Genomic DNA, 25,769 nt, shown 5'->3' on the forward strand with positions numbered 1-25,769 from the left:
AGATTTATGGCATATGAAAAAGGCGGAAGGGCAGATAAATATGGAAATCGCTTTGAGTATAATTGGATTATCTATAATCTGCTAGATGTAGTGAAGGAAAAAATTTCATATGTTATGATCGAAGCTATAGGTGAAGATGAAAAAGGTGTAGACCTTTGGATTGGAAACTTAGACGGTACACGTGAAGGGCAGCAGTGTAAAGGGCGATATGGAGATGAAGATCAATGGACATATAGTATGGTCAATGCAAAAGGAATATTTGCAAATTGGAAGCAACAGTTGGAACTTTCCCCACAGAATCATGTCGCATTAGTTTCTCCATTGTCGTTTACCGTATTTGAAGATCTGATACAGAAAGCAAAGGATACTGACAATTCTAAGCCAAAAGATTTTTATGAATATCAGATTAAAAAATCAGGGAAAAATACAAAAGATTTTTTTGAAAAATATTGTAAAGTAATGGGACTGGATGAAAAAAAGGATAAAGATATACAACTTGCGATAAACTACCTGTCCCGAAGCCATTACCGTCAGATCCCTGATGCTCAGTTAAAAGAAATGATTCTCGATAAGATTAGCATGAGGTATGTTGGAAATCCTGAAGATATCTATGCTGAATTTTTGAGATTTATATTGACAGAGGATATCTATGGACAGCGAATAGATGCGTTGCGTATCAAGAAATTTTGTGATGATACTGGTATTGTTTACAGGAATTTGTCAAGAGACGATACTATCTTGCCGCGTATTGACAAGTTAAATAAAGAATATTGTAATACCTTTTTCGGCTTTTCAAAGGAGCTTCTGCCCCGCAGTCAGGCAGAATATTGCCAAAAGGCGATATCAGAGGGCAAGTCAGTCATATTACATGGGAAAGCAGGAGAAGGTAAAAGCGGATGTATACAAAATCTTATTCAAATCTTTGAGGACTTAAGTATACCATATCTGGCGATAAAACTTGATCATAGAGTGCCAGAGGAAACTTCGAGCAATTGGGGAAAGAAAATAGGATTACCGGATTCGGTCTCGTATTGTCTGGATGCAGTCGCGAAAGAGAGAAGCGGTGTACTTATATTAGATCAGTTGGATGCGCTGAGATGGACACAGTCACATTCTGGCGAAGCTCTATCAGTGTGCATGGAAATCATCCGTGAAGTGGCAAACATTAATCTGGAGCGTGACAAGAAAATTTCTGTTGTTATGGTCTGCCGGACATATGATCTTGAAAATGATCGAAATATTAATAGGTTATTCATACGCGAAGAAGGAATTGTTTCCTTAGAATGGGAAAAGATTGCCGTAGGTAAATTGAGTGCTGATGAAGAAAAAAAGATTGTAGGAAATACATATAATCTTCTGCATGCAAAATTGAAAAGTTTGCTGCAGACAGCGAGCAATCTTTATATATGGGAACAATTAGATAAAGCGAAAAACTATTCTGAGATCCAGACGACGCAGCAGTTGATCCAAAGATGGTGGGATGAGCTGCTAAGTAAAGCGGCAAAGGCCGGGATTCAAGAAGAAAAGCTAAATGAAGTAAAAAATAAATTTGTAAATTTTTGTGATAAATATGGAAAAATAACAGTTCCACGAGCATTGCTGAATGTGTCGAGTGATTCTTGTGACTTTCTGCAGACGAATAGATTTTTTGCCGTGAACGATAATGTGGTTTCATTGGCTCATCAGTCAATTTTAGATTATTTTCTGGTACAGAATATGCTGGAAAAAGTCTATAAAGATTGTAGTATTGAAGAAATTATCGGAGAAAAAGAAAAACAGACGCCCGGGCGCAGATATCAAGTTCAGATGCTTTTTCAGCAGTTACAGGAAATATGGCCTGAAAAATTTTTGGGCATGGGAGAAATGCTTCTTAATTCAGGGAGTATCAGATTCAATTTAAAATATGTGTTTATAGAGATATTATCCCAGATAGAACAGCCTGATCAGGAGATATTTTTATTTGTAAAAAAATATATACAAAATCCAGAATGGCAGATCCATTTTCTTGATGGAGTCGTATTGGGTAAGAAACAATATTTGATATTTTTAAGAAATGCAGGTGTCTTAGATACATGGATGGAAAATGAGGAATTGCAAGATCAGGTGATTCGATTGTATGCCAGCATTTCACCAGATTTTGATAATGCTGATATAGGATTTATAGAAAAATACGCCTTGAAAGAGAAGGAAAATATAAAATGGGGAAACTGTTTTTTAAGAAATATAGACGAAGACAGCGATGAGTTGTTTGAATTACGTTTAAAGGTGTATGATAGATATCCTGATTTATTAGAGTACAACATAGATATTATATCGATGCTTAAAGTATGTCAGATACGCACGGTGCGTATTCTGGCACTCATGTTAGGAAAACAGAAAAAAAGAAACGGGAAAACGTTTTATCGGTATGAGGAAAAACTAGTTTCAGAAGATACGGAACTATTTAATTCATCTTACAGGGAGATTGTTTCGATATTGTTGCCCTGTGTTCCGCTAAATAAATCTGATTTAACGACGATATATGCTTGGTCTGCACAATACATGAGTAAATATGCGCTTGAGAGAACGTGTATAGAAATTCTGAAAAAAGCGAATCGAAAATATGCGCAAAACCAGCCCGAGGAATTTATGGAAATTCTTAAAACATATATGGGAACTGGCATGCATCTGCACAATGAGATTGTTTTAGATGCACTGAAATACTTACCAAACCAGTACTCGGATTATATTGTGGATTATTTATGCACTGGACTTGAACGAACAATGATAGAGGATACAAGTGGAAATAGAGATTCACTTTTGTTAAGTAAAGAATTGGTAAGAGATATTACAGCCAGATGCAGCGAAGAGCGTTATAAAAAAATAGAATATAAAATTATTCATTTCATTTCTGCAAACGCAAAAAGAAGTCTTAAAAGACGTATTGAATTTAATCGGGAAAAGCAGAAAAATGGAGGAATTGCTACCTGGCGGTTCTGGGGATTTTTTCAGAAAGAAATGCTGGGGATTTTACCCAGTCAAAGGATGAGTCGAGAGGCATGCAATTTGTTAAATGTTTTACAACGTTCAATCCAGGGGAAATATTCCCCTTATCATTATAATGATGGCCATGGTGGCAGCGTGTGGTCACCTGTTACCGGTAAAAAATTATCTTTTCGAAATTGGAAAGGAATAATAACGAACAAGAAAATTCCAAAGGAAAGAACGGATCATTGGAAAGAAGTGAAAGGTGGTTTTATAGAAAGTACAGTATTTGAATTTGCATCGGATTTTAGAGGAAGGGTTTCTGAGAAACCAATAGAATTCCTACAGAATATGCTTGGTTTTGACTGTGAGGTTATTGAAGAGTATGTGAATGCTTTGTTTGATGGTATTGCTTATAGCGAACATCTGGATGAGATTGATATTATGCTTCTTGAGAAATTGTTTGAAAAATATGGATATGATTATGAAAGTGAAAGGGCAAAAATGATTTGCCGTATTATTGAAAGGTGCAAAGATGTATCATGGTCAGATGCCGTAATAGAAATGCTGATTGATATAGCCGGAAACCATAAGAATCCTAAGCCGGGAGAAAGTTGTATTGTATCCAATGATACGAAAACAATGAATTCTGTAGAGACTTTGGAAACAGATGCACTTAATTGTACACGAGGCGTTGCGGCAAGTGCAATTGGTCATCTGTTGTGGGAGCGAAAAGAATTATTTGTAAAATTTAAACTAACAATTATAAAATTAATGCAGGATGAAAATACAGCGGTTCGTTTTGCCAGTCTTGATGCGCTATGGCCAATCTATAATATTGATAAGGCATGGACAGTATCTAATGTTTTATCTGTCTTTAAGAGCGATAACAGAACTATTGGATACCGAGGAAGTAAATGGCTATTTGTACGTGAGTATGAAAAGCATAAAACGGAAATGAAAAGTCTTTTGGAAAAAGCATTTTTTTCAAGTGATAAAAGACTGATACAGATTTCTGGATATGCTATAGCAGAAATATATTTACGATATGATGCTTTTGAAAATATTATAAATCAAATCGAAAGTCTGAATAAAGAGCAGGCAAATGCATTGCTGGAAATGTTTATTGTATATCTGGGACTTGAAGAATACAATTCCAAAGTAAAAGCTGCCTTATACAATGTTATTGAGCTAGGGATTAGTATGGAACTGGATCACACATGGGCGCGCGCTTTCTATGATGAAAGAATTGAATTGAAAAGAGATAAGGAATTCTTGAAGAAATTAATGTCGTCCGATGTAGGCGGTAAATTACTGTATGTATTTATGGATTATTTAAAAAAGGGACAAAAATTATCTGATTATGCAGAAATAATAATAGATACAGGAAAAAGTATGTTCCAAGCCCAGAAAAAGGTTTCGGATGCTGATTATCTTATTGAATATAATTTGCCTAAACTGATGATTGCGCTCTATGATGAAGTCTGTAATACTGATAATGAAAAAAGTAAAGAGTATGAGGCACAATGTCTGGATATATGGGATCTGATGTTTGAAAACAGGATCGGCATTACCCGTGATCTGACGGAAAAACTGACAGAGATGTGATTAGATAATTGCATATGGAGAGAGGTGAAATCTGTGAATTTTGATATGTCCCAATTTGATTCCTACCGTGAAGATAACCGCCGCGAAGTCAAAAAAGCCAAAGGGGGACTCCCAAATTCATTGTGGGAGACATACTCGGCTTTCGCTAACTGCTATGGCGGCGTCATTATTCTAGGTGTAAAGGAAAATAAAAACGGCAGCTGGTATATGACCGGGTTGGACAATGCGGCAAAACTGCGAAAAGATTTTTGGGATACGATTAATAATAAAAATAAGGTTTCGGTAAATCTGCTGACAGATAATGATTTGGAGATATATGGAGAAAACAACAGTGTTATAATGGTTATTCATGTTCCAAAGGCAAAGCGTGAACAGAAGCCGGTATATATAAACGGAGATATGTTTAGTGGAACCTTCCGCAGAAACTGGGAGGGCGATTATCACTGTGACCGCAGCGAGGTGCTCGCAATGCTCCGGGATCAGCCGGAAGAAACTGCAGATATGAAAATTTTGCAGGATATGTCTCTTCAAGTGCTTAATTCAGAGACTGTGCATGCCTACCGCAATCGGCACATGGCTTATAGAACAGAACATGTATGGGAAAGGCTGAGCGATGAAGAATATTTAGAGAGGATAGGCGCTGCAAAGATGTTTGTCAGAGATCATACTTTGCATCCTACGGCTGCAGGACTTCTTATGTTTGGAGAAGAGTATAAGATTTTATATGAATTTCCTGAGTATTTTTTGGACTACAGGGAAGTTCTCGATCCGACGATCCGCTGGACGGACAGACTGCAGTCCAGCTCAGGCGACTGGACGGGAAATTTATTTGATTTTTTCTTCCGCGTTTATAGAAAGCTTGTAAAAGATTTGAAGATCCCTTTTAAGCTGGATGGTATAACTCGGGTAGATGATACACCTGTACACAAGGCATTGAGAGAAGCTTTGGCAAACTGTATTGTAAATACGGACTTTTATTTTCCGAGAGGGACTATGATCCGGAAAGATGCAGATTCTATCGTAATGGAGAATCCGGGAAACAGCCGGAAGTTATAGAAGAATACGGCCCAGATAGAACCATTTTGAAATTGTCATTTGTTAAAAAAGCGGCGATAAAAAATGGCGATAAAAAGAAAGTGACAAAAAAAACAGAGATGCAGTTGGAACGTATTCTGGAATATATGACTCCGGATCAGGAATATAAAACAAGCGAATTGGCAGAAGTTATCGGTGTAAAAGAGTCAAGGGCAAGAGCTCTGGTAAATGAACTTGTAAAATCAGGAAGAATAAATGCGGAAGGAAAAAACAAAGGACGCAGATACAGATTAAAGTAAGCAACAGATCAGTCCGCACCAATCACGGAAAATAATGATTTATCGACTTATACCCCTTTCTGTGCTATGATTATGAATGCATAATTATAGACAGAAAGGGGTATTTTCTATGGGAAATACGTCTGATTATAAACAGCACGGATCAGCGGGAAAAACGTCAAAACATATAAATCTGGGCCTGCTTGCCCATGTAGACGCCGGAAAAACCACATTATCCGAGGGTATGCTTTACTTAAGCGGAACGATCCGGGATATGGGAAGAGTGGACTACGGCAACGCTTTTCTGGATACATACCAGCTGGAACGGGAGCGGGGAATTACCATTTTTTCAAAACAGGCAGTACTTACCTGGAAGGATACGGAAATTACTCTCCTTGATACGCCGGGACATGTGGACTTTTCCGCGGAAATGGAACGGACCTTGCAGGTGCTGGACTGCGCGGTGCTTGTCATCAGCGCGGCAGACGGCGTGCAGGGACATACGGAGACGCTCTGGAAGCTTCTGAAGAGATATCAGATTCCGGTATTTGTTTTTGTCAATAAAATGGACCAGGACGGGGTGGACAAGTCCGCGGTTCTCCGGGAACTGAGAGAGCGGTTCGGCGAAGGGTGTATTGATTTTACCCGGATTCTGCCGGAGGAGCAGGCGTCGCCGGAGGAACTGGAGAATCTGGCAGTCTGCGGGGAAACAATGATGGAAGAATATCTGGATACAGGGCGCATTTGCATAGAGACCCTGAGAACAGCGGTCGCCGAAAGGAAAATATTTCCCTGCTGGTTCGGTTCCGCGCTTCGGGCGGAAGGAATAGAGGAACTTCTGGACGGCATTGTACAGCTTGCGCCTGAGATACATTATCCGGATGCATTCGGAGCCAAAGTGTATAAGATCGCCCGGGACGGTCAGGGAAACCGGCTGACTTATCTTAAGGTAACCGGCGGCTGCCTGCGGGTGAAAGACGTGCTGGAAGATACGGGAGAGAAGATCAATCAGATCCGGATTTATTCCGGCGAAAAATATGAACCTGTCCAGGAAGTGGGAGCCGGGCAGGTCTGCGCGGTAACCGGGCCGGAGCAGACAAGGCCGGGACAGGGGCTTGGCGCGGAAAAAGCATCGGAACTTCCCATTCTGGAGCCTGTGCTGACCTATTCTCTGGAGCTTCCGGACGACTGCGATGTGCATCAGATGCTGATCAATCTGCGCAGGCTGGAGGAAGAGGAACCGGAGCTTAATATTATATGGGAAGAAGAAACCGGCGAGATATCGGTACGTCTGATGGGGGAGGTGCAGACCGGAATTCTCCGCAGCATCATTAAAGAACGGTACGGAGTGGCCGTGCAGTTCGGAGAAGGGAAGATCGTCTATAAGGAGACAATTCAGGAGCCGGTAGAAGGTGTCGGGCATTATGAACCGCTGCGGCATTATGCTGAGGTTCATCTGCTTCTGGAACCGGGAGAACGGGGATCCGGGATGCAGTTCGCGTCTGCCTGCAGCGAAGATGTGCTGGACAGGAACTGGCAGCGTCTGATTCTGACCCACCTGGAAGAAAAGCCTCACAGAGGGGTGCTGACCGGTTCTCAGATTACGGATATGAAGATTACCCTTCTGTCAGGAAGGTCTCATCAGAAACATACGGAAGGAGGAGATTTCCGCCAGGCGACTTACCGGGCGGTGCGCCAGGGCCTGATGAAGGCCCGGAGCGTGCTTCTGGAGCCCTATTACGAATTCCGTATGGAGATGCCTTCAGAATGCGTGGGAAGAGCAATGACCGATGTACAGAGAATGTACGGTACATTTGATCCGCCCCGGACAGAGGAGACCCAGGCTGTTTTGTGCGGAAGCGCTCCGGTGTCGGCAATGCGGGGATATCAGACAGAATTTGCTTCCTATACCGGGGGCAGAGGCAGACTTTTTCTTACTTTGAAGGGATACGATATCTGCCATAACGGAGAAGAAGTGACGGCGGCTCTGGGATATGTTCCGGAGGCGGATACAGAGAATCCGGCAGATTCTGTATTCTGTGCCCATGGAGCCGGATTCGTTGTGCCCTGGGATCAGGTGGAAGAATATATGCATTTGGAAAGTGCCTATGACCGGGGAGAAAAAGTAGAAGAAACATATCAGCCTGTTGTCCAGAGATATACGGGATCAAGGATAGAGCTTACCCGGGAGGAACTGGACGCCATATATGTGCCGACGCCGGATCCGGTGAGAAAGAAACAAAGCCAGGGCGCTGTTACCGTTCACGCTTCTTCTGCCGGCAATATTCCCCGGGACAGTAAAGCAGCAGACAGCCGGATTTCCCAGGAAGCGGAAGACAGAAGAATCCGGGAAAAATGGGCGCGACAGGGAAAGCGGAAAACAGACGGGGAGGAATATCTTCTCGTTGACGGCTATAATATCATTTTTGCATGGGAAGAGCTGAGGGAATTAGCAGGAACAGACATTTCCGGCGCCAGAGGCAGGCTGATGGATATTCTCTGCAATTATCAGGGGTATAGAAAATGTACGTTGATTCTTGTGTTTGATGCGTATAAAGTTGAAGGAAATCCCGGAGAGGTTCTGAAGTATCATAATATTTATGTAGTATATACCAGGGAGGCCGAGACGGCGGATCAGTATATTGAAAAAACAGTGCGTAAAATGGGGCGGCGCCATGAGGTAACAGTTGCCACTTCAGACGCGCTGGAGCAGGTGATTATTCTGGGCCAGGGCGCGAACAGACTTTCAGCAGCAGGGCTGAAAGAAGAAGTGGAGGCTGCTTTAAGCGAGCTCAGAGGAGAACATCTTAAACAAGGCAGTCTCAGAAATTACCTTTTCGATTATCTGCAGAAGGAAGATGCAAGAGAGCTGGAGAAGATCAGGCTGGGAAATACAAAGAAAGAATCCGGGAAAAATGTGAGCGGAAAAAAGAAAAATAGTACAGAATAAAAATTGATTAACTATTTCTTACAACTGATGATATTATAGTAAATGCAGGAATACATAACGAAAGCGAGGTAGAAGTCATGAAATGCGTAAATTGCGGGCAGGAAATTCCGGATGAAACGAAGTTCTGTCCATATTGCGGAACAAGTCAGATGATGAAATGTGTGAACTGCGATCAGGAAATTCCGGGCGGAACTAAGTTTTGCCCATATTGTGGAGCAAAACAGATCATATATGTAGCGCCGGAGTCTGCCGAGCAGCCTTTGGCAAATGAACGGCCGGAGTCTCTGGAGCAAACTCTGGTAAATGAACGGCCGGATACTCCGGAGTACATTCCGGCAAATGAACAGGCAGAGACTTTGGAACAAGGTGCGGAGAATGAGTCCGGCCAGACCCCGTCAGAAGCAGCGGCGCAGGAACTGATGGAAGAACCTGCACAGGAACCGTCAGAAAAAACAGAAGAAGTTCCGGCGCAGGAGGCGGCAAAAGAACCGGCGGAGGTTCCGGAACATAAGCCGGTTAGTGCGGGGCCTGAGATTCCGTCACAGCCGGACAGGCAGTCGGCACAGGAGCAGCCGGCACAGAAACAGCCTGTATATCAATATCAGCAGCCGCAGCAGCTGTATCAGCAGGTCCGGACGGGAGAAACAGTAAACTGGGTGCCGTATCTGGTATTGTCAATCCTTTCCACCGTCTGCTGCTGTGTGCCGTTTGGTATTGTAGCGATCGTATATGCAGTTAAAATTAACAGCCTGGTTTCTGAGGGAAAAATCGATGAAGCCCGCAGCGCCGCAAAGACGGCAAGAATCTGGATTATTGTTGCTTTTGCAGTGGGTATTATTTTTGACATTGTGGTATTCCTTTTTATCTTTATATCAGGAGCGGGCTATTACGGAGGTATATATGATGTTATCCACCGGATGACATATTACTATTAATCTGTTCTGTGAACATAGGAACGGCGAATCAGGAATATTTCAGGAATACGGATTTCTCAGAAAGAAGAGAGGCAGGATAAACAGAGAATGGGTCAGATACTGAAAAAGAACAGAAAATACAGGATCATGCTTGTGCTTTGCTCAGGGTTAATCCTGGCGGCAGCTGCTGCCTTTTTTCATTTCTATTCCGGATTTCCGATTCCTCTTGTGTGCGCCTGGTATGAGATTACCGGCTTATACTGCCCCGGATGCGGAGCAGGCAGAGCATGCAGAGCCATTCTTCAGTTCTATTTTGTGGAAGCCTTCTGCTATAATCCCGTGTTCGTTCTCCTGCTTCCTCTGTTTGGCCTGTATTTTGCAGTCAGAATAACAGACTGGACGGTAACGGGCGGAAATCATACAGACAGAAAAATCAGTGTCAGACTGCTGATAGTAATATTGATTCTTGTACTTGTTTACGGAGTAATCAGAAATATTCCTTTCTATCCTTTTGCTTTGCTGGCGCCGGGAGGCCTGGCGGAGATACTTCTCTGAAAAGAAAACCGGTTTTGCTGTTCCGGCAGATCAGCAAAGCCGGTTTTTATAATGGGGTTCCGGCGGCGCATGTTTCCATCCGTTTTGTTTTACTCTGAAGAAAAGATATGATATTATATATTCGAAAAGAGAAACAATTCTGAAAATATAAGGCAAAGGGGTCAGACCCTTTTTAAAAAGGGTCTGACCCCTTTGGGAAAACGGAGGAAACAATATGATTAATAAACTGGTAGAAAAGATCAAAAAGACCGGCGCGCCTATTGTTGTGGGACTGGATCCGATGCTGAATTATATCCCTCAGCACATTCAGGATAAGGCATACGCAGAATTCGGTGAAACTCTGGAGGGAGCCGCGGAGGCAATCTGGCAGTTTAATAAAGAAATCGTAGATAATACTTATGATTTGATCCCGGCTGTCAAACCGCAGATCGCCATGTATGAACAGTTCGGCGTGCCGGGAATTGCGGCGTTTAAAAAGACCGTGGATTACTGTAAGTCAAAAGATCTGGTTGTGATCGGAGATATTAAAAGAGGGGATATTGGTTCTACTTCGGCAGCATATGCGGCAGGACATCTCGGCAGGGTGAAAGTAGGAGGAAAAGAGTACGTTCCCTTTGACGAAGATTTTGCTACCGTGAATCCTTATCTCGGATCCGACGGCGTGAATCCCTTCATTGATGTATGCAAAGAGGAAAAAAAGGGCCTGTTTATTCTTGTAAAGACATCCAATCCTTCCAGCGGCGAATTTCAGGACCGTCTGATTGACGGCAGACCGCTGTATGAACTGGTGGGAGAAAAAGTGGCTCAGTGGGGCGCAGAATGCATGGGAGATGAATACAGCTACATCGGCGCGGTCGTGGGAGCGACATATCCGGAGATGGGAAAAGTACTCCGGAAGATTATGCCGAAGGCCTACATCCTGGTGCCCGGATACGGCGCACAGGGAGGCAAAGGAAAAGATCTGGTTCATTTCTTCAATGAGGATGGTCTGGGGGCAATTGTAAACTCATCCAGAGGAATTATTGCAGCTTATAAACAGGAAGCATATTCAAAATACGGAGCAGAGAATTTCGGCGAGGCATCCCGGGCAGCAGTAGAAGACATGATAGCAGATATCAGCGGCGCTCTGGAGGTAAAATAAAAATAAAGAATATTCTGATAATATCGGGCAAAGGGGACGGACCCTTTTGCAAAGGGGTCTGTCCCCTTTGGGTAGAATTGTCAGAAAAAGGAGATAATATGACGAACAGAAAAAAGGAAAATGCATTGATTCTTTCCCAGGAAGAGATCGCTTCCGGCATTTTCAGCCTGTGGCTGAAGACGGAAGCGTCCTGTCAGGCAAAGCCGGGACAGTTTATTTCTATGTATACAAATGATGGAAGCAGACTGCTTCCACGTCCTATCAGTATCTGCGAAATTGACCGGGACAAAGGCGCTCTCCGGGTAGTATACCGGGTTACCGGGCCGGGGACGGGAACGGAGATTTTTTCCCGGATGAAAGCGGGGAATGTAATCCCGGTTATCGGTCCTCTGGGCAATGGATTCCCTCTGGAACGGGCAGAAGGGAAACGGGCCTTTCTGATCGGAGGCGGGATCGGCGTGCCGCCGATTCTTGAACTGGCGAAGCAGCTGAACTGTGAGAAAAAACAGATTATTGTAGGCTATCGAGATCAGGAGACGTTCCTGAGACAGGAGTTTGAAGAGAACGGAGAATTGTATATTTCTACGGAAGACGGAAGTGCGGGGACCAGAGGGAATGTTATGAATGCGATAGAGGAAAACGGTCTTGAGGCAGATGTGATCTATGCGTGCGGTCCAACTCCCATGCTCCGCGCACTGCAGGTCTATGCCGCAGAAAAGGGAGCGGAGTGTTATCTTTCTCTGGAGGAACGAATGGCCTGCGGTATCGGCGCCTGTCTTGCCTGTGTGTGCAAAACAAAAGAGAAGGATTCTCACAGCAATGTAAATAATAAGCGGATCTGTAAGGATGGTCCGGTATTCCTGTCAACGGAGGTGGAGCTCTGATGAATATGAAAGTAAATATTGCAGGCGTGGAGTGGAAAAATCCGGTGACCGTAGCTTCCGGCACCTTCGGATCGGGAGAAGAATTTTCAGAGTTTGTCGATCTGAACAGACTTGGAGCAGTGACCACAAAAGGAGTGGCAAATATCCCCTGGGAGGGTAACCCCACTCCCAGAGTGGCCGAGACCTGCTCTGGAATGATGAATGCAGTGGGACTTCAGAATCCGGGAATTGATCTTTTCTGTAAAAGAGACATTCCGTTTCTGAAGAAATATGATACAAAGATTATTGTAAATGTCTGCGGAAAATCTACAGAGGATTACTGTGAAGTTGTAGAACGTCTGGCAGATGAAGACGTGGATATGCTGGAAATCAATATTTCCTGTCCGAATGTAAAGGAAGGCGGAATCGCTTTTGGCCAGAATCCGAAAGCTGCGGAAGAGATTACCAGAGCAGTAAAAAAGTATGCAAAGCAGCCGGTTATTATGAAACTGAGTCCTAATGTGACAAGTATTGCCGAGATGGCAAAAGCTGTAGAGGCAGGAGGCGCAGATGCGATTTCACTGATTAATACTATAACAGGAATGAAAATCGATATTCACAGAAGAGCATTTCTTCTGGCAAATAAAACAGGCGGCGTATCCGGTCCGGCGATTCATCCCATTGCCGTGCGCATGGTGTACGAAGCGGCAAATGCGGTTCGCCTCCCGATTATCGGAATGGGCGGGATTGCCACAGCTGAAGATGCCATTGAAATGATCCTGGCAGGAGCCAGCGCTGTGTCTGTGGGTACTGCAAATTTCTATAATCCGACAGCGGCAGTGGAAGTGGCAGAAGGCATTGAGGCCTATATGCAAAAGTATGGTTTTAACTCTGTAAAGGATATGACAGGTTGCGTGAAATGAGATAAAACAATAACTGCCAAAAAAATCCAAGACCGGAAATAATGTTGAAAAATATTTTTTTCTGTTGTATTATGCGTATAAATGAAACGAGTAAACGGAGAATAAGGGCAGGTGAAAAAATGAAGTTAAAGAGAATGCGCCGGACTTGCATTGCGGCATTACTTGTATGCGCAGTTACAGTGACTCCGGTATTTGCAGCACCTGATACACTGGAAAATATTCAGAATCAGAAAGATAATCTTGAGGATCAGAAATCAAACGCACAGGATGAGCTGAGCAGCCTGCAGGAAGAGCTGAACACGCTGATATCAAAAGCGGCAGAACTGGAAGATAAACTGATTTCTACAGGACAGGAGATCAGTCAGGCAGAAGAAAATCTTACGGCGGCAGAAGAAAAGAAAGAAGTACAGTACGAATCCATGAAGCTTCGTATCAAATATATGTATGAAAGCGGAGGAAGCACTGCCGATCTGGAGAAGATATTTTCTTCCGGGGATATTACCAGCATACTGGCGCAGGCCGAATATGCCCAGCAGGTACATGAATATGACAGGCAGCAGCTGCAGGAGTATGTAGACACGATAACAGAGATAGAAAATCTGCAGGATACTCTTGAAACAGAAATGGCAAATCTGGAAAGCCTGGAAGTTGAATATGAGATTCAGCAGGAACAGCTGAATACAACGATATCATCCAAAAAAGATGATATTTCCAATCTGGATGAGATGATTCAGGATGCTGCCAGAAAGTATCAGGAAGAACAGCAGCGACAGGCAGCAGAAGAGGCAAGGAAGCAGGCGGCAGCCCAGGCCCAGGCTCAGCAGGAAGCTGAGGCAGATGACAGTAGTTCAGGCGGCAGCGGCGGTTCCGGAAACAGTACTGCTTCGAACAGCGGCGGCAGTTCAGGAAGCGGAACAACAACCGGCGGCAGCGGCTCCGGCAGCAGTGGTTCCGGAAGCAGCGGGAATTCTTCGAATAGCGGCGGCGGTTCCTCAGGCGGCAGTTCCTCGGGTGGAGGAAGTTCTTCGGGAGGCAGCAGCAACAGTACACCTTCCTATGATTCATCTACAGGGAATGCTGTTGTGGACAGGGCTTACTCCAAGCTCGGACTTCCGTATCAGTGGGGCGCGGCCGGGCCGAACAGCTTTGACTGTTCAGGACTGGTAAGTTATGCGCTTTCAGGAAAGTATGTACATACATATACAACCTATGATTTTATAACCTGGCCGCAGGTAAGTAATCCGCAGCCCGGTGATATCTGCACAACAGTAACTCACTGCGGCATCTATATAGGAAACGGACAGATGATTCATGCGCCGCAGACAGGAGATGTGGTCAAGATCAGTCCGGTACGGAGCAACATGATTTTTGTGCGCGAGCCGTGATAAAACAAGAAGAACCCTCTGCAGCATTGTCTGCAGGGGGGTTTTATATGCCCTGATATTTTCGCTTACCTATATGCGGGGATTCCTTAATTGAAAATATATGGAACTTATGGTAAAATTGAGAAAAATTTAAAGACATACTTTTTACAGATAAAACGTTAAGCGGATACAGGAGAAAATTCGGATGCAGATCATATATGTGTGCGCTTTACAGAATAATCAGGCGGAACACCCGCTGATATAAAAGCAGGAGGTTTGAAAGATATGGAACAGTATAAGCAGGAATTTATAGAATTTATGGTGGACAGCGATGTGCTGAAATTCGGAGAGTTTACACTAAAGAGCGGAAGAAAATCTCCGTTTTTTATGAATGCGGGAGCTTATGTGACAGGTTCCCAGTTAAAGAAGCTGGGGGAATATTATGCGAAGGCAATTCATGAAAGATACGGCGATGATTTTGACGTATTATTCGGACCGGCATACAAAGGAATCCCGCTCGGAGTTGTAACCGCTATTGCATACAGCGAGCTGTACGGGAAAGAAGTCCGTTATTGTTCAGACCGGAAGGAAGAAAAGGACCATGGAGCAGATAAGGGAAGCTTTCTGGGCAGCAGATTAGAAGACGGAGACCGGGTGATTATGATTGAAGACGTTACTACATCCGGAAAGTCGATGGAAGAGACTGTTCCGAAAGTGAGAGGCGCGGCAGATGTAACAATTGTAGGACTTATGGTATCCCTGAACCGTATGGAAGTAGGAAAAGGCGGTGAAAAGTGCGCGCTGGATGAGATCAGAGACTTATATGGATTTGACACAGCGGCAATTGTGACAATGGAGGAGGTCGTAGAGCATCTTTACAACAGGCCATATCACGGAAAAGTTGTGATTGACGATACATTAAAAGCGGCGATTGATGCATACTATGAAACATATGGAGTCAGATAAGGAGGCGCGTTTTATGGAAAAAGCTTATCTTGCGATGAAAAAAAGCGGTACCGGAAGCCTGGTTCTTGGAATTATTATTTTAGTTGTAGGGGTAACAGCAGGAATTCTTTCCATTGTAAATGGCGCGGTTCTGTTGAAAAATAAAAAGAGTATTACATTTTAACGGGGGACAGACACTTCTCAAAAGGGGTCAGTCCCCTTTTGAGAGGGGCGCTATCCGGAAAAAGAGCGCTTCCTGTCCGGAAGGAATCGCGTATCTTTCGCGGCGGCGTGCCCTTCTTGAGGAGTATAGAATTGAGTACAAGACATGCAAGGATTATCAGAACGTTTGGCAAAGTTCTGTTTGTTTTATATATTGTTTTTCTGGTTTACTTTCTGTTCCTGGCCGAGTGGTACGGCAGGACGGGAACAGGGGAGGATTACCGGTATAATCTTGAACTGTTCAGGGAAATCAGGCGGTTTATTACATACAGGGAACAACTCGGAATGTTTGCGGTGTTTGCTAACCTGTTCGGGAACATTCTTATTTTTGTGCCATACGGATTTTTTATTTCAATGGCAGCGGAAAGACGGGGATTTTTCAAAACATTGTTCTGCAGTTTCGGTCTGAGCCTCTGTGTAGAGCTTGTACAGCTTGTTACGCGGGTGGGCAGTTTTGATGTGGATGATATTCTGTTGAATACCATTGGCGGAATACTTGGATATATATTATTTGCGATATGCAATGGGATAAGGAGAAGATATCATGTTCGGAGAGAAAAAAGACGCTGAAAAAAAGCGCAGAGATAAAGAGAAAAAAAAGCGGGGAACAAAGAAATACGGCCAGGGACATTATAAACACTCACGTATGGGAATTGCGTCCTGCTGGTGTGCAGGAGCAGGATTTATTATTCTTGCAGGGAGTATCGGATATGCGTATCTGACAAGAGGAACGGCTGCGGGAATTGTGGGAGGCGCCGCAGTGACAGCGATTATTCTGCTTATATGCGGAATTCGTTCTGCAGTACAAGGCTTTAAGGAAAGGGAGAAAAATCATCTTACATGTAAAATCGGACTGCCGATAAATGCGGTTGTACTGCTTGTATTTCTGGCAGTTTTTATAGGAGGCTTGAACTGAGATGAGCAAAGAAGAAATGTTAGAGCAGAGAAATGAAGCATGTCGTGAGAGGCATGTTCTGGCGGTTGACCGGCTGAGATCAATCGTAGCGGAAGAGACGGTTCCGGAAAAATATCTCAGTTATTTCCAGGATGTTACGATTTTTCTTCTTGAATTGGAAAATGTCAGACGGAAAATTGCGGACGGCAGCTGGGAGAGATACAGCCTGAAGCAGAAGCAGAGCCTGAATGAAATTCTGTACAGCGCCCTGCTGGGAGAGCATTATAAAAAGAACTATGCCAACCCTGCCTATGCGGCGGAGAAGCTGGGGCTGGAAATGGGACGGCTGCTGAGCCTGCTCTGCGCGGAGACGCGAAGCGGCATCCCTTATGCTTTTGAAAACAGGATGGATTATCTGACCATCCTGTATGAGCTTTTTATCGAGGTGTATAACTGTTTTGAAAATACAGAAGAACCGGAGCCGAAAGAGATAAGAGATATTTTGTACTGGTATGCCAGTGATTACTGCGATGTATTTCTGGCGGACCGGATAGAAGAACAGATTAACCCGGAGTGCTCCTTTGCGGCTGATATTATAGAACATGCGGATCTGGACACAGATGATTATCTCTACTCTTTCGGGGAATATATCACGGAAAATGAACTGGGCACGGCTCATTATCTGCGGACGCTGCCGGAAGAGACTCTGAGAAAAATGGCGGACGTCTATACAGAGGGCTTCCGAATCGGTTTTATCAATACCGGAAAGGATCTGTCCATTAAATCGACGGTTAATATCCGTTATACCCTGGGCTTTGAGAAGGTAGTCCGGTTTGCCATTGAAAATTTCAGAAAAATGGGTCTTGAGCCGGTAATTTACCGGGCAGCGTCCAGCGTAGTTACAAAGAGGGAGCAGTATAAAATCGGTTATCACGGCGCCATTGCAAACCAGCAGTATGAGTACGACCACCGACAGGATCAGGCATTGTTTCTGGATAAACGTTATATCGAGCGGAGGCTGGAAGTGGCGAAAACTGTCTATGAGAAGAATAAAGAGCTGGCCGCAGGATTCGCAGGGCCGGCCTGTATGGAAACTTTCGGGGAGAAGCCCTTTTCTCCGGAGACGAATGAGGCGGCGCCGGTATATTCGGACAGCCAGCGGGGACTTGCTCTGGAGTACGACAGCCGTTCCGGCCAGCTGACGAACCAGTATATCAAGGGCGAAGAGAGAAGCTTTACCATTATCGCCTGGCCTGTTCCGGAGATCGGAGAGAATTATCCGGAGATCTTTAATGAAGTAATCCGGATTAACACTCTGGATGCCGGCCTTTATACGAAAGTGCAGCAGAACCTTATTGACGCTCTGGATCAGGGAGACTATGTACGTGTGTTGGGCAAAGGAGAGAACCAGACAGATTTGCGGGTGAAATTAAGAAAACTTAATGTTCCGGAAAAAGAGACTCTGTTTGAAAACTGTGTGGCAGATGTCAATATACCGGTGGGCGAGGTGTTTACCTCACCCTGTCTGGAGGGGACTGAAGGAGTGCTCCATGTAAGCCGCGTTTATCTGGAAGGCCTGCAGTTCCGTGATCTGAAACTGACTTTTAGTGAAGGAAGAATTACAGGCTATACATGCGGAAATTTTGAAAGCGAAGAGGAAAACCGGAAGTACATTTATGACAATGTACTGAAAAATCATGATACATTGCCCCTCGGCGAGTTTGCCATCGGAACAAACACTGCCGCCTATGTGGCTGCCAGAAAATACGGCATAGAAGATAAAATGCCCATTCTGATCGCGGAGAAAACAGGTCCCCATTTTGCGGTGGGCGACACCTGTTATTCCTGGAGTGAAGACATCCGGGTATATAATCCGAACGGAAAGGAAATCATTGCGAAAGATAATTCCATTTCCATTCAGAGAAAAGAAGATGTATCAAAGGCCTATTTTCACTGTCACACAGATATAACCCTTCCTTATGATGAGTTAGAAGAAATAAGTGTAGTGACAAAAGAAGGGAAAGCCATTATACTATTAAAAGACGGAAAGTTTGTCTTACCGGGAACTGAAGTTTTAAACAAACCATTAGAGGAGGACATAAAATGCCAAAAGTAGGAATTGTAATGGGCAGTGACTCGGATCTGAAAGTGATGAGCAAAGCTGCCTCCATGCTTGAAAAATTCGGAATTGATTATGAGATGACGATTATCTCCGCACACCGTATGCCGGATGTGTTTTTTGACTGGGCAAAATCAGCAGAGAGCCGGGGAATCAAAGTGATAATCGCAGGAGCGGGAATGGCTGCTCATCTTCCGGGCATGTGCGCCGCACTGTTCCCCATGCCGGTCATTGGAGTGCCTATGTCAGGCAAAAATCTGGATGGTATGGACGCACTTTATTCAATCGTACAGATGCCGCCGGGAATTCCGGTTGCCACAGTTGCCATTGACGGCGGAATGAATGCTGCGATCCTTGCGGCGAAGATTCTTGCAGTGTCTGATGATGAGATCCTTGGAAAACTGAAAGCATATTCAGAAGAAATGAAGGATACTGTACAGGCAAAGGCAGACAAACTCAAAGAAGTAGGATATGAGGCGTATCTCAGCGGAAAATAAAAGGAGAAAACACAATGGATTATAAAAACGCAGGTGTTGATATTGAAGCCGGCTACAGATCGGTGGAACTGATGAAAGAGCATGTAAAGAAAACCATGCGTCCGGAGGTCCTTGGAGGCCTGGGCGGGTTTTCCGGCGCTTTCTCTCTGGCAAAGATCAAAGAAATGGAAGAGCCTGTGCTTCTGTCCGGAACTGACGGATGCGGTACAAAGGTAAAACTGGCTATGGTGCTGGATAAGCATGATACAATCGGTATAGACGCGGTGGCCATGTGTGTAAACGATATTGCATGTGCAGGCGGAGAGCCGCTGTTTTTCCTGGATTATATTGCGTGCGGGAAAAATGAACCGGAGAAGATCGCGGAGATTGTAAAAGGAGTGGCAGAAGGATGTCTTCAGTCAGATGCGGCTCTGATCGGCGGCGAGACCGCGGAGCATCCCGGTCTGATGGCAGAGGATGAGTATGATCTGGCCGGATTTGCAGTGGGAGTCTGCGATAAGAAGGATATGATTACCGGAGAAAATCTGAAGCCGGGAGACGTGCTCATCGGCATGGCTTCCTCCGGCGTTCACAGCAACGGATTCTCACTTGTAAGAAAAGTATTTGATATGAGCCGGGAGTCTCTTGAGACATATTATGATAAGCTGGGCTGCACTCTGGGCGAAGCGCTGCTTGCCCCCACAAAGATCTACGTAAAAGCTCTGAAAAGCATAAAAGAGGCCGGTGTTACAGTAAAGGCCTGCAGCCATATTACAGGCGGCGGATTTTATGAAAATGTGCCCCGTATGCTGAAGGAAGGCACACGGGCAGTGATTCAGAAGGACAGCTATCCGGTGCCGCCCATCTTTGACATGCTTGCCGAAGAAGGGAGTATTGAAGAGCACATGATGTACAATACATATAATATGGGGCTGGGCATGGTTCTGGCTGTTGACGAAGCGGATGTGGACAGAACAATGGAAGCCATCCGCGCTGCCGGCGAGTCTCCCTATGTGGTGGGACGGATTGAAGCCGGAGAAAAGGGTGTGGACTTATGTTAAGACAGGACGGCCCCATGAAGATTGTTGTAATGGTATCCGGAGGCGGAACAAACCTTCAGGCCATTATCGACAGTGTGAAAAACGGACAGATCACAAACGCGGAAATCGCCGGCGTGATCAGCAACAATAAAAATGCATACGCGCTGGAGCGGGCCCGGGAGAACAACATTCCGGCCAGGTACATTTCTCCGAAGGATTATGATTCCAGAGAGGAGTTTAATGAAAAGCTTCTGGAAGCTGTTGACGCGCTTTCCCCGGATCTGGTTGTTCTGGCGGGATTCCTTGTAGTGATTCCACCGGCCATGATCGAGCGCTACCGGAACCGGATGATCAATATTCATCCTTCCCTGATTCCTTCCTTCTGCGGAAAAGGTTACTATGGACTGAAGGTTCATGAAGCGGCTCTTGCCCGCGGCGTAAAAGTAGTGGGAGCTACGGTGCATTTTGTGGATGAGGGAACCGATACCGGTCCCATCATTTTACAGAAAGCAGTGGAGGTTCAGCAGGGAGATACCCCGGAAGTTCTGCAGAGAAGGGTGATGGAACAGGCGGAGTGGAAGATCCTTCCCAAAGCTATTGATCTGATCGCCAACGGAAAAGTGCGGGTCGTGGATAACCGGACGGTTCTTGAAGAGTAGAATATGACGGTATTATTATATGGAGATAGGCGCATGGAAAATGCGTAAATGTAATGCGTCTGTGGACAGAGCAGACGCATTTTTCAGTAAAAAGGAGGATGCTTTATGAAGGTACTGATAGTTGGAAGCGGCGGAAGAGAGCATGCCATTGCCTCAAGTGTGGCAAAAAGCCCGAAGGCGGACAAGATCTACTGCGCGCCTGGCAATGCAGGGATTGCAGAGTATGCCGAGTGTGTGAATATCGGAGCAATGGAGTTTGATAAGCTGGCCGCATTTGCAAAAGAAAAAGAGATTGATCTGTGTATTGTGGGAATGGACGATCCTCTGGTAGGCGGTCTTGTAGATGTGCTGGAAGAAGCAGGCGTCCGCACTTTCGGACCACGGAAAAACGCAGCGATTCTGGAAGGATCCAAAGCATTTTCCAAAGATCTGATGAAAAAGTATAACATTCCTACAGCAGCATATGAAAACTTTACAGATCCGGATAAGGCTCTGGAATATCTGAAGACGGCGAGATTTCCGATTGTTCTCAAGGCTGACGGACTTGCCCTCGGAAAAGGCGTTCTGATCTGCAAAAATCTGCAGGAAGCAGAAGAGGGCGTAAAGACAATTATGCTGGATAAGAAATTCGGTTCCGCCGGAAATGAGATGGTAATCGAAGAGTTTATGACGGGCAGAGAGGTGTCTGTGCTGTCATTCGTAGATGGGAAAACGATAAAGACGATGACAAGCGCACAGGATCACAAACGCGCGGGAGACGGCGACACAGGTCTTAATACCGGCGGTATGGGAACCTTTTCACCCAGCCCCTTCTATACAAAAGATGTGGAAGAATTCTGCGAGAAATATATCTATCAGCCCACTGTTGACGCTATGGCGGCGGAAGGCCGTCCATTTAAGGGGGTAATCTTCTTCGGACTGATGCTGACAGAAGACGGACCGAAGGTTCTGGAGTACAATGCCCGCTTCGGTGATCCGGAGGCTCAGGTAGTACTACCGCGTATGAAAAACGATATCATTGACGTAGTGGAAGCTTGTATTGACGGAACACTGGATCAGATCGATCTGCAGTTTGAAGATAACGCGGCAGTCTGCGTCGTACTGGCATCTGAGGGATATCCGGTAAAATATGACAAAGGATTCCCCATTTCCGGACTGGATGAATTTAAAAAACATGAAGGATACTACTGCTTCCATGCGGGAACAAAATTTGACGGCGATACAATTGTGACAAACGGCGGGCGTGTGCTTGGCGTAACAGCAAAAGGCAAAGACCTGAAAGAAGCAAGGGCAAACGCATACGCGGCAACCGGGTGGGTGCAGTTTAAAAACAAATACATGCGCCACGATATCGGAAAAGCGATTGATGAAGCGTAAAATTTAAATTATCTGGGACATATGGACAAAAAAGATACGAAAACACCGGAAAAACGGCTAAAAACAAGATTTACAATGGAAACTTGCGTTCGCGCGGACAATTCCATTGTGAATCTTAACGCCGGTTTTCCGGTTTTAATTTTTCCATCGCAATTTTAAATTATGATTCGTCCAGCAGTTCATCGGTTGTGATTCCGAGTATTTGTGCGAAGGCTTTCAGCTCAATATCTGTTACAAATCTTTTTCCGCATTCGATTCTCTGTATTGCGTTTTTGTCCAGATCGATACCCAGCAGCTGCAGTTTATCGGCAAAGGCTCTCTGGGACATTTTCGGAAGAGCCTGCTTTCTCAGTGCAGCCAGTTTTTCTCCGCAGATATTATTTTTCCCTTCAATTGATTTGTTCTTGTACATAGAAACTCCTTGATTTTATATTTTGACATTTACTGATTGTCAATAAAATCAGGATATGCTAAAACCAGAATTAAATGACATTTACTAAATGTCAAAATGAAATATACATAGGAGGAAAAGAGGGGAGAATGGAAGCAGCGGTGTATGTTTTCGGGATAATTATTTTAGGAATACTTGGAGTTCTGCTTCAATTCACAGACAGTTCGTTTGTATTTACGGCTCATATAATCTGGATTGTGTATACTTTTTTTCAGAATACTTATTAAAGTCACAGTTTGTTTATTGACAGAAGAAAAAATAAAAGCCATAACAGGAGCGGGTCAGGGAATGATATGCTGAACTGCTCCTGTTACGGCTCTTTATATCTGATAATTATTCACGGCTGAGATTTATATCCGCTGTTACGGCTGTTTTTAATCAGAATCGGAAATCTCTTCTGTTGTCCTGCTCAATCAGACGGAGATTTTCGAGTACAACATTTCTTACCTTTTCATTTGGAACATTGAGAACTTCCTTTTCAATGAGTCGGTCGCCGATGGCTTTTGTTTCGGGGGAAGCATAGTCCATCAGGTATTCTTTTAGTGTCATCAGAGCATTCGGGTGGCAGCAGTTCTGAATCTGCCCGCTCTTGCACAGGGACATGAAACGATCGCCGGTACGACCTTCCCGGTAGCATGCTGTACAGAAGCTGGGGATATAGTCCATCTCCATCAGCCATTTTACAACTTCATCCAGAGTGCGGTTGTCACTGACGTCGAACTGCTCGGATCTGGCGTCTTCCGGTTCCGGCTCATAATAGCCGCCTACACTTGTGCGGGAACCGCCGCTGATCTGGGAAATGCCCAGGTGAAGAACCCGTTCCCTTGTAGCCTGATTTTCTCTTGTGGAAATGATCATGCCGGTATAAGGCACGGCGATGCGGATGCAGGCCACTATTTTGGCAAATGTATCGTCATCGATTCCATTATCAAACTGATCCGGATCAATATCATCTGCATGTTTCAGACGGGGTACACTGATTGTGTGAGGACCTACGCCAAAGGCTGCTTCCAGATGTTCGGCATGCATCAGCAGCCCGGCAAACTCATAACGGTACTTGTCAAGGCCGAATAGTACGCCAAGGCCTACATCGTCGATTCCGCCTTTCATAGCCCGGTCCATAGCTTCTGTGTGATAATTATAATCGTGTTTCGGACCGGTGGGGTGGAGCTCGAGATAGCTCTCTTTATGATACGTTTCCTGGAACAGGATATATGTGCCGATTCCGGCTTCTTTCAGCAGTCTGTAATTGTCTGCAGTGGTGGCGGCAATATTAATATTTACACGGCGGATGGCGCCGTTTTTATGTTTGATACTGTAAATGGTTTCAATAGATTTCAGGTAATAATCCATTGTGTTGCGCACCGGATCTTCTCCGGCTTCCAGTGCCAGACGTTTGTGGCCCATATCCTGAAGGGCGATAACTTCCCGGCGGATTTCCTCCTGCGAAAGCTGCTTGCGGGGAATATGTTTGTTCTTGGAGTGGTAAGGACAGTAGGTGCAGCCGTTTATGCAGTAGTTGGACAGATAAAGGGGAGCGAACATAACAATCCGGTTCCCGTAAAAATCTTTTTTGATCTGTTCAGCCAGAGCATAGATTTCCTGGTTTTTCTCTTCAATGGGACAGGCCAGAAGAACGGATGCCTCCCGGTGGGAAAGCCCTTTTCTTTTTTTCGCTTTTTCAATCAGCGCGTCAATCAGCTCTATGTTTTCCTTATTTTCATCCGCATAGGCCAGCGTGTCCAGAATTTCTTCATGATTAATAAAATCATCTGCGCATTTCGAGTTTACATCGTACATTGTAAATTTCCTCCTGTTTTCTATTTTATATGATTCAGAATTTGTATGGATTAGGATAACCGGGTGGATTCTGTGCGGCGGTATTTCTGCACATTGCCGGATGTTTCTGTGGCAATAGATCAGATGTTCAGCGAATCGCCCCTGGCTATGGTCAGCCTGTATCCGATTGACTTCATGCGGGCGTTCAGGCTTTTCAGACTTTCGGCAGCTTCGTCGCCGGTACAGATTTTATTGTCATAAAGCAGATATTTTTCCCGTACCTGAGGTGGAGAAAGGTTTGGCATCACTACATTTGCGCCGGCCAGAATTCCCTGTTCCCTTCCATCCGGTGCAATCGTGCCCAGAGCAGTGGTGGAGGGGAGAAGAACACGCGGAAGCATAAGTCGGATTAATCCCAGCAGAAACAAAGTAAGCTCCAGTGTTCCTGCCGGTTTCCCTGCAAAAGGAGTGCCATGGTGAGGAATAAAGGGGCCGATTCCTACCATCTGGGGATTGAATTCCTTTAAGAACAACATATCATCGGCCAGATTTTCCGGGGTCTGATAAGGGGATCCCACCATAAATCCGGTCCCCACCTGATAGCCGAGTCTTTTCAGATCCCACAGACACTGCTTTCGGTGAGCAGCACTCATATGAGGGGGATGCAGCTTCCGGTAGTGTGCCTCATCAAAAGTTTCGTGGCGGAGCAGATAACGGTCCGCTCCGGCCAGGGCAAAACGCCGGTAGCTCTCAAAAGAACGCTCTCCGATGGAAAGTGTGATAGCACAGTCCGGCCATGCACTGTGGATGGAAGAAATAATATCGGTCATCCGATCGTCCGTATACCACCCGTCCTCGCCGCCCTGGAGGACAAAAGTACGGAAACCAAGCCGGTAGCCGTTTTCGCAGCAGGCCAGAATATCTTTTTCTGTCAGCCGGTAACGGGCAGCGCATCCGTTGCTTCTGCGGATGCCGCAGTAATAGCAGTCATTCCGGCAGTAATTGGTGAATTCAATAAGTCCCCGGATAAAAATATCCCGGCCATAATGCCGGATGCGGATGACTCTTGCCTTCTGGAACAGATATTCCGCCAGTTCCGGCGTGCGGCCGCGGATCAGTATGCTCCATTCCTCCCGGGAGAGAGTCCGGGTCTGTTCCAGCCGGTCGATCAGGACTTTTAAATCAGTATCTGTACCCATGACTGTTTCTCC

22 protein-coding genes are annotated in these 25,769 nt (G+C 45.1%); 19 read left to right on the top strand and 3 right to left on the bottom strand.

Annotation, left to right across the window (positions count from 1 at the left end; all coding sequences use genetic code 11):
* Positions 1 to 6: 6 nt before the first annotated feature.
* The 19 genes from AC0QUU_RS05125 (at position 7) to purD (ending at position 22,328) form a co-directional block, all read left to right on the top strand.
* Positions 7 to 4,572: an NACHT domain-containing protein gene (locus AC0QUU_RS05125; protein ID WP_474544976.1), complete on the top strand. Its 4,566-nt coding sequence runs from the start codon at positions 7 to 9 to the stop codon at positions 4,570 to 4,572.
* A gap of 33 nt (positions 4,573 to 4,605) precedes the next feature.
* Positions 4,606 to 5,628, top strand: coding sequence for an AlbA family DNA-binding domain-containing protein (locus AC0QUU_RS05130; RefSeq protein WP_474544977.1), 1,023 nt, complete (start codon positions 4,606 to 4,608; stop codon positions 5,626 to 5,628).
* Between the two features lie 32 nt (positions 5,629 to 5,660).
* Positions 5,661 to 5,906, top strand: coding sequence for a FaeA/PapI family transcriptional regulator (locus AC0QUU_RS05135; RefSeq protein ID WP_474544978.1), 246 nt, complete (start codon positions 5,661 to 5,663; stop codon positions 5,904 to 5,906).
* Positions 5,907 to 6,015: 109 nt separating this feature from the next.
* Entirely contained in the window at positions 6,016 to 8,835 is a 2,820-nt protein-coding gene (locus tag AC0QUU_RS05140) for an NYN domain-containing protein (RefSeq protein ID WP_474544979.1), read from the top strand.
* Positions 8,836 to 8,912: 77 nt separating this feature from the next.
* Positions 8,913 to 9,770 (top strand): CD225/dispanin family protein, encoded by an 858-nt coding sequence (locus AC0QUU_RS05145; protein WP_474544980.1) that lies wholly within the window; start codon positions 8,913 to 8,915, stop codon positions 9,768 to 9,770.
* An 87-nt stretch (positions 9,771 to 9,857) separates the two neighbouring features.
* Entirely contained in the window at positions 9,858 to 10,304 is a 447-nt protein-coding gene (locus AC0QUU_RS05150; RefSeq protein ID WP_474544981.1) for a DUF2752 domain-containing protein, read from the top strand.
* Positions 10,305 to 10,518: 214 nt separating this feature from the next.
* Positions 10,519 to 11,445, top strand: a complete 927-nt coding sequence (gene pyrF / locus AC0QUU_RS05155; protein WP_474544982.1) for an orotidine-5'-phosphate decarboxylase — start codon at positions 10,519 to 10,521, stop codon at positions 11,443 to 11,445.
* A gap of 98 nt (positions 11,446 to 11,543) precedes the next feature.
* Positions 11,544 to 12,329, top strand: a complete 786-nt coding sequence (locus tag AC0QUU_RS05160; protein ID WP_474544983.1) for a dihydroorotate dehydrogenase electron transfer subunit — start codon at positions 11,544 to 11,546, stop codon at positions 12,327 to 12,329.
* Positions 12,329 to 13,231: a dihydroorotate dehydrogenase gene (locus AC0QUU_RS05165; RefSeq protein ID WP_474544984.1), complete on the top strand. Its 903-nt coding sequence runs from the start codon at positions 12,329 to 12,331 to the stop codon at positions 13,229 to 13,231. Before AC0QUU_RS05160 ends, AC0QUU_RS05165 begins: the two co-directional genes overlap by 1 nt.
* A 119-nt stretch (positions 13,232 to 13,350) precedes the next feature.
* A complete protein-coding gene (locus AC0QUU_RS05170; RefSeq protein ID WP_474544985.1) occupies positions 13,351 to 14,616 on the top strand; it encodes a C40 family peptidase in 1,266 nt (421 codons plus the stop codon).
* A gap of 264 nt (positions 14,617 to 14,880) precedes the next feature.
* Positions 14,881 to 15,561, top strand: coding sequence for an orotate phosphoribosyltransferase (gene pyrE / locus AC0QUU_RS05175; RefSeq protein WP_474544986.1), 681 nt, complete (start codon positions 14,881 to 14,883; stop codon positions 15,559 to 15,561).
* 13 nt (positions 15,562 to 15,574) lie between these two features.
* Positions 15,575 to 15,724, top strand: coding sequence for a hypothetical protein (locus tag AC0QUU_RS05180; protein ID WP_474544987.1), 150 nt, complete (start codon positions 15,575 to 15,577; stop codon positions 15,722 to 15,724).
* Between the two features lie 131 nt (positions 15,725 to 15,855).
* Positions 15,856 to 16,332: a VanZ family protein gene (locus AC0QUU_RS05185; protein WP_474544988.1), complete on the top strand. Its 477-nt coding sequence runs from the start codon at positions 15,856 to 15,858 to the stop codon at positions 16,330 to 16,332.
* The gene (locus AC0QUU_RS05190) at positions 16,307 to 16,678 is read left to right on the top strand and encodes a DUF6142 family protein (protein WP_474544989.1); all 372 of its coding nucleotides are present in this window, start codon (positions 16,307 to 16,309) and stop codon (positions 16,676 to 16,678) included. Before AC0QUU_RS05185 ends, AC0QUU_RS05190 begins: the two co-directional genes overlap by 26 nt.
* A gap of 1 nt (position 16,679) precedes the next feature.
* The gene (locus AC0QUU_RS05195; protein WP_474544990.1) at positions 16,680 to 18,773 is read left to right on the top strand and encodes an aminopeptidase; all 2,094 of its coding nucleotides are present in this window, start codon (positions 16,680 to 16,682) and stop codon (positions 18,771 to 18,773) included.
* A complete protein-coding gene (gene purE, locus AC0QUU_RS05200) occupies positions 18,761 to 19,273 on the top strand; it encodes a 5-(carboxyamino)imidazole ribonucleotide mutase (RefSeq protein ID WP_474544991.1) in 513 nt (170 codons plus the stop codon). The genes AC0QUU_RS05195 and purE overlap by 13 nt, the downstream gene beginning before the upstream one ends.
* A 14-nt stretch (positions 19,274 to 19,287) precedes the next feature.
* The gene (purM, locus tag AC0QUU_RS05205; protein WP_474544992.1) at positions 19,288 to 20,313 is read left to right on the top strand and encodes a phosphoribosylformylglycinamidine cyclo-ligase; all 1,026 of its coding nucleotides are present in this window, start codon (positions 19,288 to 19,290) and stop codon (positions 20,311 to 20,313) included.
* Positions 20,307 to 20,951, top strand: coding sequence for a phosphoribosylglycinamide formyltransferase (gene purN, locus AC0QUU_RS05210; RefSeq protein WP_474544993.1), 645 nt, complete (start codon positions 20,307 to 20,309; stop codon positions 20,949 to 20,951). Before purM ends, purN begins: the two co-directional genes overlap by 7 nt.
* A 105-nt stretch (positions 20,952 to 21,056) precedes the next feature.
* The gene (purD, locus tag AC0QUU_RS05215) at positions 21,057 to 22,328 is read left to right on the top strand and encodes a phosphoribosylamine--glycine ligase (RefSeq protein ID WP_474544994.1); all 1,272 of its coding nucleotides are present in this window, start codon (positions 21,057 to 21,059) and stop codon (positions 22,326 to 22,328) included.
* Positions 22,329 to 22,488: 160 nt separating this feature from the next.
* Here purD and AC0QUU_RS05220 read toward each other — a convergent pair whose 3' ends face one another.
* From AC0QUU_RS05220 to hydE, 3 genes are all read right to left on the bottom strand, one after another.
* Positions 22,489 to 22,740 (bottom strand): helix-turn-helix domain-containing protein, encoded by a 252-nt coding sequence (locus AC0QUU_RS05220; RefSeq protein WP_474544995.1) that lies wholly within the window; start codon positions 22,738 to 22,740, stop codon positions 22,489 to 22,491.
* 417 nt (positions 22,741 to 23,157) lie between these two features.
* Complete coding sequence (gene hydG / locus AC0QUU_RS05225) at positions 23,158 to 24,579, bottom strand: [FeFe] hydrogenase H-cluster radical SAM maturase HydG (protein ID WP_474544996.1); 1,422 nt, start codon at positions 24,577 to 24,579, stop codon at positions 23,158 to 23,160.
* Between the two features lie 119 nt (positions 24,580 to 24,698).
* Positions 24,699 to 25,757: a [FeFe] hydrogenase H-cluster radical SAM maturase HydE gene (gene hydE, locus AC0QUU_RS05230; protein ID WP_474544997.1), complete on the bottom strand. Its 1,059-nt coding sequence runs from the start codon at positions 25,755 to 25,757 to the stop codon at positions 24,699 to 24,701.
* Positions 25,758 to 25,769: the final 12 nt, after the last annotated feature.

The organism is Mediterraneibacter sp. HA8405 (genome assembly GCF_056148955.1).